This window comes from Amycolatopsis sp. NPDC089917, from assembly GCF_040684635.1.
GTDB lineage: Bacteria > Actinomycetota > Actinomycetes > Mycobacteriales > Pseudonocardiaceae > Amycolatopsis.
This window is the reverse complement of the sequence record NZ_JBFBGL010000019.1, coordinates 116,049-129,963: the sequence shown is the minus strand read 5'-3', so window position 1 is coordinate 129,963 and position 13,915 is coordinate 116,049. Positions and strand designations below refer to the sequence as shown.

General features: G+C 70.5%; 14 protein-coding genes. 7 read left to right on the top strand and 7 right to left on the bottom strand.

From position 1 onward, the window contains the following. Window positions 1-91: 91 nt before the first annotated feature. Together fabI and AB0N89_RS16655 are read right to left on the bottom strand one after the other, a co-directional pair. A complete protein-coding gene (gene fabI, locus AB0N89_RS16660) occupies window positions 92-859 on the bottom strand; it encodes an enoyl-ACP reductase FabI (protein WP_005150156.1) in 768 nt (255 codons plus the stop codon). A 49-nt stretch (window positions 860-908) separates the two neighbouring features. Next, complete coding sequence (locus AB0N89_RS16655) at window positions 909-1,613, bottom strand: beta-ketoacyl-ACP reductase (protein ID WP_005150154.1); 705 nt, start codon at window positions 1,611-1,613, stop codon at window positions 909-911. Window positions 1,614-1,804: 191 nt separating this feature from the next. Here AB0N89_RS16655 and AB0N89_RS16650 point away from each other — a divergent pair, with 191 nt between their 5' ends. From AB0N89_RS16650 to AB0N89_RS16625, 6 genes are all read left to right on the top strand, one after another. Further along, a complete protein-coding gene (locus AB0N89_RS16650; protein ID WP_364205191.1) occupies window positions 1,805-3,151 on the top strand; it encodes an MFS transporter in 1,347 nt (448 codons plus the stop codon). Window positions 3,152-3,167: 16 nt separating this feature from the next. Beyond that, window positions 3,168-3,830: a response regulator transcription factor gene (locus tag AB0N89_RS16645; protein WP_364205189.1), complete on the top strand. Its 663-nt coding sequence runs from the start codon at window positions 3,168-3,170 to the stop codon at window positions 3,828-3,830. A gap of 3 nt (window positions 3,831-3,833) precedes the next feature. Then, window positions 3,834-5,237, top strand: a complete 1,404-nt coding sequence (locus AB0N89_RS16640; protein WP_364205187.1) for a HAMP domain-containing sensor histidine kinase — start codon at window positions 3,834-3,836, stop codon at window positions 5,235-5,237. Next, window positions 5,234-6,184: a TAXI family TRAP transporter solute-binding subunit gene (locus tag AB0N89_RS16635; protein ID WP_364205185.1), complete on the top strand. Its 951-nt coding sequence runs from the start codon at window positions 5,234-5,236 to the stop codon at window positions 6,182-6,184. The genes AB0N89_RS16640 and AB0N89_RS16635 overlap by 4 nt, the downstream gene beginning before the upstream one ends. A gap of 101 nt (window positions 6,185-6,285) precedes the next feature. Beyond that, a complete protein-coding gene (locus AB0N89_RS16630) occupies window positions 6,286-7,572 on the top strand; it encodes a lipase (protein WP_364205183.1) in 1,287 nt (428 codons plus the stop codon). Window positions 7,573-7,631: 59 nt separating this feature from the next. Continuing rightward, window positions 7,632-8,063: a thioesterase family protein gene (locus tag AB0N89_RS16625; RefSeq protein ID WP_364205181.1), complete on the top strand. Its 432-nt coding sequence runs from the start codon at window positions 7,632-7,634 to the stop codon at window positions 8,061-8,063. Here the strand turns inward: AB0N89_RS16625 and AB0N89_RS16620 are convergent. Beyond that, window positions 8,051-9,646 (bottom strand): alkaline phosphatase D family protein, encoded by a 1,596-nt coding sequence (locus AB0N89_RS16620; protein WP_364205179.1) that lies wholly within the window; start codon window positions 9,644-9,646, stop codon window positions 8,051-8,053. The two genes, AB0N89_RS16625 and AB0N89_RS16620, sit on opposite strands and share 13 nt — an antisense overlap. Window positions 9,647-9,757: 111 nt before the next feature. On the opposite strand from AB0N89_RS16620, the gene AB0N89_RS16615 reads away from it, so the two are divergent. Continuing rightward, complete coding sequence (locus AB0N89_RS16615) at window positions 9,758-10,219, top strand: tRNA (cytidine(34)-2'-O)-methyltransferase (protein ID WP_364205177.1); 462 nt, start codon at window positions 9,758-9,760, stop codon at window positions 10,217-10,219. A gap of 34 nt (window positions 10,220-10,253) precedes the next feature. Here AB0N89_RS16615 and AB0N89_RS16610 read toward each other — a convergent pair whose 3' ends face one another. The 4 genes from AB0N89_RS16610 to AB0N89_RS16595 form a co-directional block, all read right to left on the bottom strand. Then, window positions 10,254-11,234, bottom strand: coding sequence for a VWA domain-containing protein (locus tag AB0N89_RS16610; RefSeq protein WP_093939340.1), 981 nt, complete (start codon window positions 11,232-11,234; stop codon window positions 10,254-10,256). Continuing rightward, window positions 11,231-12,115, bottom strand: coding sequence for a DUF58 domain-containing protein (locus AB0N89_RS16605; protein ID WP_364205201.1), 885 nt, complete (start codon window positions 12,113-12,115; stop codon window positions 11,231-11,233). Before AB0N89_RS16605 ends, AB0N89_RS16610 begins: the two co-directional genes overlap by 4 nt. A gap of 69 nt (window positions 12,116-12,184) precedes the next feature. Continuing rightward, complete coding sequence (locus tag AB0N89_RS16600; RefSeq protein ID WP_364205175.1) at window positions 12,185-13,249, bottom strand: MoxR family ATPase; 1,065 nt, start codon at window positions 13,247-13,249, stop codon at window positions 12,185-12,187. A gap of 120 nt (window positions 13,250-13,369) precedes the next feature. Further along, window positions 13,370-13,915, bottom strand: coding sequence for an NTP transferase domain-containing protein (locus AB0N89_RS16595; RefSeq protein ID WP_364205173.1), 546 nt, complete (start codon window positions 13,913-13,915; stop codon window positions 13,370-13,372).

Sequence of the window (13,915 nt, the reverse complement as noted above, 5' to 3'; positions counted from 1 at the left end):
CACGTCGCGAACGCCGTCCTCCCCTGAAGTACATGAAGGCCCCCTTCCTTGCGCCTGGCGCAAGGAAGGGGGCCTTCATGTACTCGCGGACTCAGATGCCGAGGGCGTGCACTCCGCCGTCGACCATGATCATCGAGCCGGTCGTGGCGGGCAGCCAGTCCGACAGCACCGCGCAGACGGACTTCGCCGTCGGGTCCGGGTCGGAGCTGTCCCAGCCGAGCGGCGCGCGGTCGCCCCAGCCCTCCTCCAGCTCGGAGAAACCGGGGATCGACTTCGCGGCCATGGTCTTCATCGGACCGGCGCTGACCAGGTTGACCCGGATGCCCTTCGGACCGAGGTCGCGCGCCAGGTACCGGTTCACCGACTCCAGCGCCGCCTTCGCCACGCCCATCCAGTTGTAGACGGGCCACGCGACGCGAGCGTCGAAGTCCATGCCGACGATCGACGAGCCGGGCGAGAGCAGCGGCAAGGTCGCGACGGCGAGGGACTTGAAGGAGAACGCCGAGACGTCGACGGCCACCTTCACGTCCTCGCCGGGAGCGTCCAGGAACGGCGCGCCGAGGCACGACTGCGGGGCGAACCCGATCGAGTGCAGCACCCCGTCGAGACCGTCGACGTGCTCACGGACGCGGTCGGCGAGCGAGTCGAGGTGCTCCTGGTTGGTGACGTCCAGCTCCAGCACCGGCGCCTCCTCGGGGAGACGCTTGGCGATGCGCTCGACGAGCGACAGCCTGCCGAAGCCGGTGAGCACGACCTTCGCGCCCTCCTGCTGCGCGATCTTGGCCGCGTGGAACGCGAGCGAGGCGTCGGTGATGACGCCGGTGATCAGCAGGCGCTTGCCTTCGAGCAGTCCTGGCACGGGACCTCCAGTCCGGAGTGGTTTCGATCAGTACGGGAAAACGGGGACGTCAGTGGCCCATGCCGAGGCCGCCATCGACCGGCAGCACCGCGCCGTTGACGTAACCGGCCTCTTCGGAGGCGAGGTAGCGGACGGCGGCGGCGATCTCCGACGGCTCGGCGTACCGGCCGGAGGGAACCTGGGCGAGGATCTCCTTCTTGCGGTCCTCGCCGAGTTCGTCGGTCATGTCCGTGGCGACGAAGCCGGGGGCGATGACGTTCGAGGTGATGTTGCGCGAGCCCAGCTCACGCGCGAGCGAGCGGGCGAGACCGACGAGACCGGCCTTGCTCGCAGCGTAGTTGACCTGCCCGGCCGACCCGGTGAGGCCGACGACCGACGAGATGAAGATGTAGCGGCCCCACTTGCCGCGCAGCATGCCGCGGGAGGCGCGCTTGGCGACCCGGTAGGCGCCGGTGAGGTTGGCGTCCACGACGCGGGTGAACTGCTCCTCGCTCATGCGCATGAGCAGGGTGTCGTCGGTCATGCCCGCGTTCGCGACGAGGACCTCGACCGGGCCCTGGTGCTCCTCGACGAGCTTGAAGGCGGCGTCGATCTGCTCGGCGTCCGTGACGTCGGCCTGCACGCCGAAGAGGCCGTCGGGCGCGCCGGAACCGCGGTGCGTGATCGCGACCTTGTGTCCCTGCGCCGCGAGGTCCTTCGCGATCGCCAAACCGATGCCGCGGTTGCCGCCGGTGACCAGTACCGACCGTCCCACTTCAGCTCTCCTCGCCTCGTCTTCGTCCGTGACGGCTCTGAGGCTATCGGCTCGCCCGCCGCGCGCCGGAGCCGCGCCACCCCTACCTCCGGGTAACCGCGACCGTCCTAAGCGGATGTTAGGAACCGCGCCGAAACCTTGCCCGGCCGTCACGGATTGTTCACCGTGAGCCGGAACACAGGAGGTCAAAGATGACAACCCGGATCGGCGAAGCGTCGCCGCCCGCAAGCGAGAGGCGAGTCGTCGGCAACGTGCTGCGCGGCTCCATCGGCAACCTGGTCGAGTGGTACGACTGGTACGCCTACGCCGCCTTCACCACGTACTTCGCCAAGTCCTTCTTCCCCACCAAGGACACGACGGCGGCCTTCCTCGGCACCGCGGCGGTGTTCGCCGTCGGCTTCCTCATGCGGCCGCTCGGCGGCTGGATGCTGGGCCGGTTCGCCGACCGGTTCGGGCGACGAAGCGCACTCGTGCTTTCCGTCACGTTGATGGCGACGGGGTCGTTGATGATCGCCGTCACGCCGACCTACGCCACGATCGGGATCGCCGCGCCGATCCTGCTGCTGGTGGCCAGGCTCATCCAGGGGCTCTCGGTCGGCGGCGAGTATTCGACCTCCGCGACGTATCTGTCCGAAGTGGCCACTCCGGGCAAGCGGGGCTTCTACTCCAGCTTCCAGTACGTGACGCTGTACGGCGGCCAGCTGCTGGCGCTCGGTCTCCAGCTCCTGCTGCAGGCCGTCCTCACCGAGCAGCAGCTGACCTCGTGGGGCTGGCGGATCGCGTTCGTCGTCGGCGCGCTCGCCGCGGTCGTCGTGATGATCCTGCGCCGCGGGATGGACGAGTCGGCCAGCTTCGAGGAGGCCAAGGCGTCCGGGACCGGCAAGGAAGCGGGCGACAAGGGCACGCTGCGCGCGCTCATCAAGTACCCCAAGGAGATCGCGCTCGTCGTCGGCCTCACCCTCGGCGGAACGGTGTCGTTCTACACCTTCGCCACCTACAGCCAGAAGTTCATGGAGAACACCGCGGGCATCCCGCGCCGCACGGTCACGCTGATCCTCTTCTGCGCGATCCTCGTCGCCGCGATCCTGCAGCCTTTCGCCGGAAAGCTGTCCGACCGCATCGGCCGCCGCCCGCTGCTGATGTTCTTCGGGATCGGCGGCACGCTGCTGACCGTCCCGATCATGACGCTGATGGGCGCGACCAAGCAGCCGGTGCTCGCGTTCCTGCTGATGCTGGCCGGGCTGGTGATCGTCACCGGGTACACCTCGATCAACGCGATCGTGAAGGCCGAGCTGTTCCCGACGAAGATCCGCGCGATCGGCGTCGGTCTCCCCTACGCGCTCACCGTGGCGATCTTCGGCGGCACCGCCGAGCTCATCGCGCAGGCGCTCAAGGGAGCGGGCCACGAATCGGTGTTCTTCTACTACGTCGCGGGCTGTGTCCTGGTTTCGCTCATCGTGTACGGCACAATGCGGGAAACCTCGAAGACCTCGGAGCTCGACAACAAGAAGCAGCCCGAGCCGGCGTCCGGCCGTTAGACGGGAAGGTGTGGTCATGCGGTTGCTGCTGGTCGAAGACGACGCCGGCGTCGCCGACGCGCTCGCCGAGACGCTGCAAGCGCGTGGCCACACCGTCTCCCACGCGATCCGGGGCTGCGACGCGCTGCACCGGCATCGCGAGGCCGACGTGATCCTGCTGGATCTCGGCCTGCCCGACATGGACGGGCTCGACGTGCTCCGCAAGGTCCGCCAGGTGTCGCTGGTGCCGGTGCTGGTCCTCACCGCGCGCGGGGACGAGCGGTCCGTGGTGCGCGGGCTGCGGCTCGGCGCCGACGACTACCTGACCAAACCGGTCCGGCTCGCCGAACTGCTGGCGAGGGTGGACGCGGTGGTGCGCCGCGCCGCGATCACGGCCGCGCCGCAGGACGACGTCGTCCGCGTCGAGGACGTCGAAATCGACCTCGGGGCCCGGCGGGTGCTGGTCGACGGGACCGACATCGGCCTGACCACCAAGGAGTTCGCCGTGCTGGCGGTGCTCGCGGCCCGGCCCGGCACCGCGGTGAGCCGCCAGCAGCTGATGGACGAGGTCTGGGGCGACGCGTACCTCGCCGTCTCCCGCTCGCTGGACGTGCACCTGACCCAGCTGCGCGCGAAACTCGACCGGCCGGGGCTGCTCACCACGATCCGGGGATTCGGCTACCGGTTCGGCCGGGACTGAGCGGTGCGCACCCGGCTGCTCGTCGTCCTCGTCGCGCTCGCGCTGACCGTGGTCGCCGCTTTCGCGATCCCGCTGTTCGGGTCGACCGCCGCGCAGCGGACCCAGCAGCTGGTCATCGCCCGCAACGCCGACGTCGACCGGTTCGTCGTCCTCGCCCAGCAGGCCGTCGACGCCGACGACGCGACCACGCTGGCGGCCGACGCCGCACGGTATTCGTCGTTATACGGCGAGGCCGTCGTGGTGGTCGACGCGCGGGGACTGCCGCTGGTCGAAACGGGCGGGATGACGGCCGCGGAGCCCGTCGTGCGCTCGCTCGTCGAGTCCGCCCTGCGCAACCAGCCCGCGAAGGGACCCGAACAGCTCAGCCCGTGGTCGGCGGATCCGGTCTACTTCGCCCGCCCTGTCGGCACCGGGACGCGGGTGGTCGGGGTGGTCGTGCTCCGCGCGTCGGTGACCACGGCGGCGGCCGGCGTAGCCACGAGCTGGGCGGCGATCGTGGCGGGCGCGGTACTGGTCGCGGCGGTGTTCGTGCTGCTCGCGGTCCTCCTGGCCCGTTGGATGGTCCGGCCGCTGCACGAACTGGAGACCGGGGTGCAGGCGGTGACCGAAGGACATCGCGCCCAGGTCCCCGACCGGGCCGGGCCGAAGGAGCTGCGTTCGCTCGCGACGTCGTTCAACCGGATGTCCGACGCCGTCGTCGAGGCGTCCGAACAGCAGCGGCGGCTCGTCGCGGACGCGTCGCACCAGCTGCGGAATCCCATGGCGGCCTTGCGCTTGCGGGTGGATTCCCTGGCCGCTCAGGTCGACGGCGACGGCCAGCGGGCGTACCGGGCGACCGTCGCGGAGGTCGAACGCCTGGAGTCCCTGCTCGACGGGCTGCTCGCGCTGGCACTCGCCGAAAGCGCCGCGACCCGGCTCGCCGCGGGTGAATCCGGCGACGAACCCTGCGACCTCCCGGCGGTGCTGGCCGAACGGGTCGACGCATGGCGCCCGTCGGCCGACGACGCGGGAGTCGACCTCGCGGCGCCGGAATGCCACGACCAACCGGTGCCCGTGCGGTGCTCGGAAAGCGAACTGGCCCAAGTGCTCGACGTCCTGCTGGACAACGCGGTGCACTACGCCGGCCGGGGCGCCACCATCACCACCGGCTACGAAAGCGGCGACACGACCGCCACGCTTTTCGTGTCCGACAACGGTCCTGGACTGTCCACAGAGGACCGCGAACGCGCGACCGAACGATTCTGGCGAGCCGGGGGCGACGGCGCGCCACGCGGGACGGGCCTCGGACTCGCGATCGCGAGCCAGCACGTGCTCGCCCGGGGCGGGAAACTCGAACTGCGCGAAGCCGAGCCGCACGGACTCGAAGTCCGCGTCGAACTCCCGCTCGTGGCAGGCGGTGCACCGTGACCGTCACCAGGCGCACCGCGCTCCTCGCGGGACTCTCCGGGCTGGCCACGCTCGCGGGCTGTTCGATGTCGGGCTACCAGGGCCCGGAACGCGAGATCGTCATCGCGGCGGGCGAGAGCGGCGGGTTCTACCTCGCCTTCGCCGAACTGCTGGCCCAGCAGCTCAACCGGGCGGAACCGCGGCTGCGCGCGACGGCCGTCGAGACCGAGGCCAGCGTCGAGAACCTGCGACGGCTACGCGACGGCCGGGCCGATCTCGGGCTCGTCCTCGGCGACGTCTCCGAGTCCGCGTTCGCCGGAGCGGAGCCGTTTTCCGTCCCGATCGCGTTCTCGGCCATCGGCCGCGTCTACGAGAACTACCACCAGCTGGTGGTCCGGGCCGACGGCCGCGTGCGGTCCCTTGCCGATCTGGCCGGACGGCCGGTGGCGATGGGCGCGAGCGGATCCGGCGTCGCGGTGTTCAGCACGCGGTTGTTCGCCCGTGCGGAAATCCCGGTGCACGCCAGGAACCTCCTCCTCGGAGAGGCGATCAACGCGCTGGTCGCGCATGAGGTCGACGCCCTGTTCTGGTCCGGCGGGATCCCGACGCCCGCGCTCAGTGACCTGAATCGCACTACCCCGATAACGCTTCTCCCGCTCGACGCGCACCTTCCCGCCCTGCGCGCGGGCTACGGCCCGGTGTACGACCAGGTCCACGTCCCGGCGCAGGCCTACCAAGGGGTCGGGGAACTACGGACTATCGGCGTCGCGAACCTGCTGCTCGCGGCACCTTCCCTGCCCGACGACGCGGCGGCCGCCGTCGCGCGGGTGCTGGCCGCGCACGCCGCCGACCTCGTCCCGGCGCCCGCCGTCGGGACCCAGTTCCTCGACGTCCGGACGCTGATCGGCACCGGCAAAGTGCCGCTGCACCCTGGGGCCGCCTCGGCTTATCGTGCCCTTCACGGATGAGTCCGGCTCAATCTCCAGAGTGATGCGCGTGGCACCGAGGCACTGCCAGGGTCGGAAACAGGCGGCCCACCCGGCCGCCCCGATCCGGAAGGACACCAGCAGTGTCATCGAGACACACCAGGGTGGTGCGGGGTTCGGCGCTGGTCGCGGGCCTCGCCCTCGCCGGTGGCCTGGCCACGGCCGCCCCCGCCGTCGCGGCGCAGCAAGTCGAACTCACCGCACCCGCCCTCACCGGCCACTACGACGTCGGCACCACCGACCTCCACCTGGTCGACAACGCCCGCCCCGATCCGTGGAAACCGGAACGGCGCCGGGAGGTCATGGTCACCGTCACCTACCCGGCCGACCGGTCCGCCCACGGGCCGCGCGCGCCTTGGCTCACTCCCGCCATGGGTTCCGTCGTCGACCAGGTGCTGGCGGGCAAGGACTACCTCGATCTCCCGGCGGGCTCCATCGACTGGAAATCGGCGAAGCGCAACGCCGAGGTCGGCGTTCCCGCCGCGCACGGCGCGCCGAAGCCGGTCGCGCTCTTCTCCCCCGGCTTCGGCGGTCCGCGGGAGACCTACACGGCGCTCGTCGACGACCTGGCGAGCCGCGGGTACGTCGTCGTCTCGCTCTCGCACACCTACGAGAGCGCGGCCGTCGAGTTCCCCGGCGGACGGCTGGAAACCGCGGTGAGCGGGGGTGAAGGCCCCGAGTTCATGAAGAAGGCGCTCGACGCGCGGGTCGGCGACACCCGCTTCGTTCTCGACCAGCTCGGCAAGCTCGCCCGCGGCCAGAACCCGGACGCGGAGAACCGGCCGCTCCCCCGCGATCTCGGCCGGTCGCTCGACCTGTCCCGCGTCGGCGCCTACGGGCATTCCTACGGCGGGTTCACCTCCGGTGAAACGATGGTGCAGGACCGCCGGATCGACGCCGGGATCAACCTGGACGGCGCGATGGCGACCGCGTTCGGCTATCCGCCCGGGAGCCCCTATGTACCGGGCGAGGTCACGAAACGCGGCCTGGATCGGCCGTTCATGCTGATGGGCGCCGAAGGGATCGGCCCGGACGGGAAACCGCTCGAACACACCCACCGGCATCCCGAATTCGACCGGAGCTGGGCGGATTTCTGGGCCAACCAGCGCGGCTGGAAACGGGACCTGCTCCTGCGTGGTGGCAGTACCCACATGGCGTACAGCGATCTGCAGGTCGTCGTCCCGCAGCTGGGTTCGCGAGTGACCCCGGAGAAGCGGGAGGCGGTCATCGGCACCATCGATCCCCGCCGGTCGCTGGCCGCGCAACGGGAGTACATCGGCGCGTTCTTCGATCTGCACCTTCGCGGACGGGACAAGCACATGTTCGACCGCGAATCGCCGCGCTACCCGAACATCGACTTCATCGATTGAGCCCCGTGAAGGCCGCTTTCCCGGGCAGGGGAAGGCGGCCTTCACGTAGGTTGGGAACCGTGACGGAGCCACGGAAACCGATCGTCGAAATGCCGCTGCGCGTGCGCTACCACGAATGCGACGGGCAGGGCATCGTCTTCAACGCGAACTACCTCGCCTACGTCGACATGGCCACGTTCGAAGTCGAGAAGACCCTTTTCGGCTCCCACGAAGAAGCACTGGCGCACGGTGTCGACGTCGTCGTCGCCGAATCGAACCTCCGCTACCGCGCGCCTTGCCGCTACGACGACGAACTGGTCGTCGCCGTGTTCCTGAATCATCTGGGCACGACATCGATGATCATCGATTTCGAGATCACCCGCGGCGGCGACCTGTGCACGGAAGTGACGACCCGCTACGTCTTCGTCGATCCCGCGACGCTCAAGAAGGCGGCGCCACCCGCGGCGGTGCGCGAGGTGTACGCCGCCCTCCTTCCCGCTCAGGCGGACTGAACGCCGGGACGCCGGTCTTCGACGACGTAGCTGGCCCGCGTGCTGATCGGTGCGCCGGGGGTGTTCACGAACGGCACCACCCGGAAGTCGCTCCGCCACCGCTGCCGGTTGACGTTGACCCGGACGTACCCGCGCTGGTTGTTGAAGAACTTCATGTGCGGGTTGGCCTTCAGCAGGTTCTCCCCGGCGGGCGTCATGTCGGCGCCGTTGCCGCCGCTGGTGATCGACGTCCCGACGAACTCGCTCGCCACGGTGGGCGAACCCGGGTCGCCGAAGTTCCGCTTGAGGTCCCAGGCGTAGTTCTGGTGCCGGTCACCGGTGATGACGACCAGGTTCCGCACCCCCCGGTCCTGTGCCGCGGCCAGCACGCGGTCGCGGTCGGCGACGTAGCCGTCCCACGGGTCGAGGTAGACGTTGGTCGCCTCGCCCGCGTCGGTGTCGGTCTGGCCCATCGGCGCCTGGTTGCCCAGGATCTGCCACCGCGCGTGGGACCGGGAGAAGCCGTCGAGCAGCCACTTCCGCTGTTCCGAGCCGAGCAGGGTGCGGTCCTCGTCGAACCGTTCGGTGCAGTTCGCCGACTGGCCGTCGCCGCACGGCTGGTCGTCGCGGTACTGACGGGTGTCAAGCATGGTGAAGTCGGCCAGCGTGCCGTAGCTCAGCCGCCGGTGCAGACGCGCGTCCGGCCCCTTCGGCAGCTGCGCGATCCGGTACGGCAGGTGCTCGTACATCGCCTGGAAGGCCTGGGCGCGGCGCTGGCGGAACACCGCCGGGTCCTGGTCCGGCTCGTCGTCGGCCTGGGAGTGGTCGCCCGCCCAGTTGTTCTCGACCTCGTGGTCGTCGTTGACGTGGATCCACGGGAAGGCGGCGTGCGCGGCCATCAGCGGCGCTTCGGACTTGTAGAGCGCGTACTGCAGCCGGTACCGGGCCAGGTCGAAGGTCTCGCCCTTGAACTGCGGGCCCACCGGCGTGCCGCGGCCGACCCCGGTGACGCCGCTCTCGTAGAGGTAGTCGCCCAGGTGCACGACCAGGTCGAGGTCCTCGGCCGCCATGTGGTCGTAGGCGGTGAAGTGCCCGGCCTCCCAGTTCTGGCAGGACGCGAACGCGAAGTTCAGCTCGCGCGGCGACGACCACGCGACGGGCGCCGTCCGGGTGCGGCCGACCGGCGAGATGACGCCACCGGTGCGGAAGCGATAGAAGTACTCGCGGTCCGGTGCGAGCCCGTGGACCTCGGGGTGCACGGAGTGACCGAGTTCGGGCGTGGCGACCACGGAGCCGCGGCGGACCACCGCGCGGAAGCGCTCGTCGAGCGAAACCTCGTACTCGACGCGGACCGGCGTACGCGGCATGCCGCCGAAGCCGTCGGCCTCGTAGGGCTTGGGCGCGAGCCTGGTCCAGAGCACGACGCCGCCGGGCAACGGGTCGCCCGAAGCGACACCGAGGGTGAACGGGTCACCGGCGCCGCTGGCCAGCGGCATCGCGCCGGCGGCGTTCCAGGCACCGGTCCCCAGCAGGACGGCGGCCGCGCCGGCGGAGCCATAACCGAGGAAGCGACGCCGCGACAGGGGGTGAGGGAGCGAAGGCATGAAGCCCTCCTGTGGTGGGATGGTCACGGGCGGGCCTCATGCTCGTCCGGCTTGGTGGCCACCCGGCCGCGCTCAGGCGAAGCGACCGTGAACGAAAGACGATCAACCCTCGTGTTCCGCATCCTTTTCTACCGCCCCGAAATCCCGCCCAACACGGGTAACGCGATCCGCTTGACCGCGAACACCGGCTGCGAGCTCCACCTGGTGGAACCGCTCGGTTTCACCCTGGAGGACAAGCAGCTGAGGCGTGCCGGGCTCGACTACCACGACCTCGCCCGCGTCCACGTCCACGCGGATCTCGACACGGCGTGGTCGGCTCTGCTGCCCGCTCGCGTCTTCGCGTTCAGCGCTTCGGCGACCCGGCTGCACACCGACGTCGCCTACGAGCCCGGGGACGTGCTGATGTTCGGACCGGAGTCGGCGGGGCTGCCGCGTGAGATCCAGGAGTCCCCACAGGTGACCGATCGGGTGCGGCTGCCGATGCTGCCGTCGAGCCGTTCGCTGAACCTGTCGAACACCGCGGCGATCAGCGTCTACGAGGCCTGGCGGCAGAACGGCTTCGCGGCCCCCTGAGCGCTGCCACCTCAAGCCATGAGCGGAAGCCGCGTCACGGCAGGCGTTGCCCCAGGAAGAGCGAAGCGGCGGCGCCGATCATCAGCACCAAGGTCCCGATGATGACCCAAGGCCTGCTCGCGTCGGCGTCCTTCAGCTCGTACCCGATCTGCTCGCCGAGGTCGTCGTACACGCGTTTCAGCTCGTCCGCGCTCGCCGCCTTGTAGAAGTCGCCACCGGAAAGCCGGGCGATCTCCTCCAACGACTCGTCGTCGACCTTCACGTCCTGGGGCTTGCCGTCGATGTCGACGGAGCCGTGCGTGGTCCCGAACGAGATCGACGAGATCGGCACCTGGGCCTGCTTCGCCGCCTGCGCGGCCGTGTAGCCGCCTCGGGGCGCGTACAGGTCGTCGGGAACGGTCTGCTTGCCGTCGCTCATCAGGACGATCCGGGCGGGCGGCGGGCCTTCCGCGCCGCCGACGATCGCCGAGAAGCTCTCGATCGACTGCAGCGCGGCGAAGATCCCTTCGCCGGTGGCCGTCGACTGCGCCAGCTTCAGATTGTCGATCGCCTTCACGACGCCGCCGCGATCGGTGGTCGGCGCGACCAGTACGGTCGCCGTCCCCGCGAAGGAGATCAGGCCGAGGTTCACGCCCGGGGTCATGTTCTGCGCGAACGACCGCGCGGACTCCTGGGCCGCTTTCAGCCGGGTCGGGGCGACGTCGGTCGCCTCCATCGACAGCGAGGTGTCGATCACCAGCATCACGGTGGCCCGGTTGCGGGGCACCTTCTGCTCGGCCGTCGGCCCGGCGAGGGCGACGGTCAGCACCAGCAGCGAGAGCACGATCAGGATGGCGGGAACGTGCCGCACCCACCCCTGGCTCTTCGGCGCGACCTTCTCCAGCAGTTCCAGGTTGGCGAACCGCATGGTGCGCTTGCGCCGCGCGCGCTGGGAGAGCACGTAGCCGACGATCACCGCGGCGACGGCCAGCAGGAGCAGGAACCACCACGGCGAGGCGAATCCGGTCAGGCTCACGCGACACCACCGGACCAGCGGCGCTTGCGGGCCACCACGAACCGGACCATGTCCGCGATCCAGTCCGAATCGGTGCGCAGCACCAGATGCGCGGCACCGGCGCGGCGCAGCGCGGCCGCGACGTCCTGCCGGTGAGCGTGCGCCGCGGCGCCGAATTCCTTGCGCAGCAAGGCCGAAGCGTGCACTTCGCGCTGTTTCCCTGTCTCCGGGTCGGCCAGCACGACGGTGCCCACGTCGGGCAGGTCGATGTCGCGCGGGTCGAGGACTTCGATGGCGATGAGGTCGTGGTGGCCGCCGAGCGCGCGCAACGGGCGCTGCCAGTCGGTGTCACCGAGGAAGTCGGAGATCACGACGGCGAGCCCGCGACGGCGGGGCGGACGGCGCAGTTTCTCCAGCGCCGCGGCGAGATCCCCGCGGACGCCTTCCTCGGCACGCGGGGTCTCGGCGATCTTGCGGACCAGCCCCCGCGCGTGCGGGAGCCCGCCGCGCGCCGGGACACGCGTGATGCTGCCCGCCCCGTTGGAGACGAGCGCGCCGATCCGGTTGCCACCGCCGCCGGTCAGGTGGGCGACCGCGGCCGTCGCGCAGACGACCAGGTCGCGCTTCTCGCACAACGCGGTGCCGAAGTCGAGGCTCGCGGACACGTCCGCCACCAGCCACGTCTCCAGCTCGCGGTCGGCGACCGTCTCCCGGATGTGCGGGCTCGTCGTCCGCGCGGTGACCGCCCAGTCCATCCGGCGGACGTCGTCACCGGGCTGGTACGGCCGGGCCTCCCCCGGTTCCGACCCCGGCCCCGGCACCAGGCCGAGGTGGTTGCCCTGCAGCAGGCCGTCGAGACGACGGCGCACGTCGAGTTCGAGTGTGCGCAGGCCCGCCTCCATCCGCTCCCCGCGGAGGATCGGCGGTGCCCAGGAAGGACGTTCGCCCTTCTCGTTCTTCACGCGAATTCCTTACCTGACGGGTGCGCCGGCCGGAACGCCCTGCCCGGCGCCGCCCTGCGGACGGGCCGAGACCTGCGGCAGCGGCACGGTCTGCAACACCCGCGTGATGATGTGGTCGATGGGCACGCCGTCGGCCAGCGCGTCGTAGGACAGCACGAGCCGGTGACGCAGCACGTCCGGAACGACGTCGACTACGTCCTGCGGCAGCACGTAGTCGCGGCCGCGGATCAGGGCCAGCGCGCGAGCCGCGGCGATGATGCCGAGGCTGGCACGCGGCGAAGCGCCATAGGACACCCAGCCTGCGACGTCGGCGAGGCCGTGGTCGTTCGGCGTACGGGTGGTGAGCACGAGGCGGACGACGTAGTCGACCAGCGCGTGGTGCACGAAGACCTGCGAAGCGACGTTCTGGAGCCGGACCAGCTCGGCCGGGCTCAGCACCTCTTGCGGAGTGGGCGGGGTGACGCCCATCCGGTAGATGATCTCGCGCTCTTCCTCGGCGGTCGGGTACTCGACGACGATCTTGAACAGGAACCGGTCGCGCTGCGCCTCGGGCAGCGGGTACACGCCCTCGTTCTCGATCGGGTTCTGCGTGGCGAGCACGAGGAACGGGTCGGGCATCGGGAAGGTCTGGCCGCCGATCGACACGTGCCGCTCGGCCATCACTTCGAGCATCGCCGACTGCACCTTCGCCGGCGCGCGGTTGATCTCGTCGGCGAGCACGAAGTTCGCCACCACCGGGCCGAGTTCGACGTCGAACCGCTCGGCGCCCTGGCGGTAGATCCGGGTGCCGAGGATGTCGGCGGGGACCAGGTCCGGGGTGAACTGCACACGCGAGAACGAGCCGCCGACCACGCGCGCGAAGGTCTCCACGGCGAGGGTCTTCGCGACGCCGGGGACGCCTTCGAGGAGGAGGTGCCCCCTGGCCAGCAGGCCGACCAGCATCCGCTCGACCAGCCTGTCCTGGCCGACGATGATCCGCTTGACCTCGAACACGGTCCGCTCCAGCAACTGGGCGTCCCGCGCCGGCGTTCCGGGCTGCTGCTGCGCGCCGTCGGCGTAGCCGGGCTCGGTCACTCGTGCCTCCTGTGTTCCCCGCTTGCGTTATTCCGTCCGGATGTGACCGTAGTGGTCGGTGACACAGCCGTTCGTGAAGGTAGCCAACCCGATCAGCGGTATGACGGCTGTGAAGGGGATTCACCGCGACCAGCGGTCGAGGTCCTCCGGCGTGTCGATGTCGTCGCTCTCCCCCGGTTCACCGGGCACTTCGACGATCTCCAGCCCGCCCAGCGTCCGCCGCAACGACGCGTTCTCGACGGTCTCCGGCAGGGCCCCGCGCAGCGCCTCCACCCGCCAGGCGCCGAGCAGCCACTGCCGCTCCCCCGCGTCGTCGACCAGCACGGCGCCGGACGCGGCACCGAGCGAACCCACCAGACGATCCACAGTGGACGACCGGACCCCGGCGAGATCACCGGCCAGCACGACGACTATCTCCGAGCGCACCAACACGAGACCGGCCGCCAGCGCGGCCACCGGCCCCGTCCCGGGCGAGGACTCCCGCGTCCACAGCACGTCGCCGAAGCCCGGCCGTTCGGGACCGACGACGATCACCGGATCCGCTTCCGCGAGCGCCGCCAGAGCCCTGGCCAGCAACGGTTTCCCGCCGACGGGGAGCGCGGGTTTGTCCACACCGGACAGGCGGCGCGCGGCGCCGCCCGCCAGCACGATCCCCGCGTAAGTCAC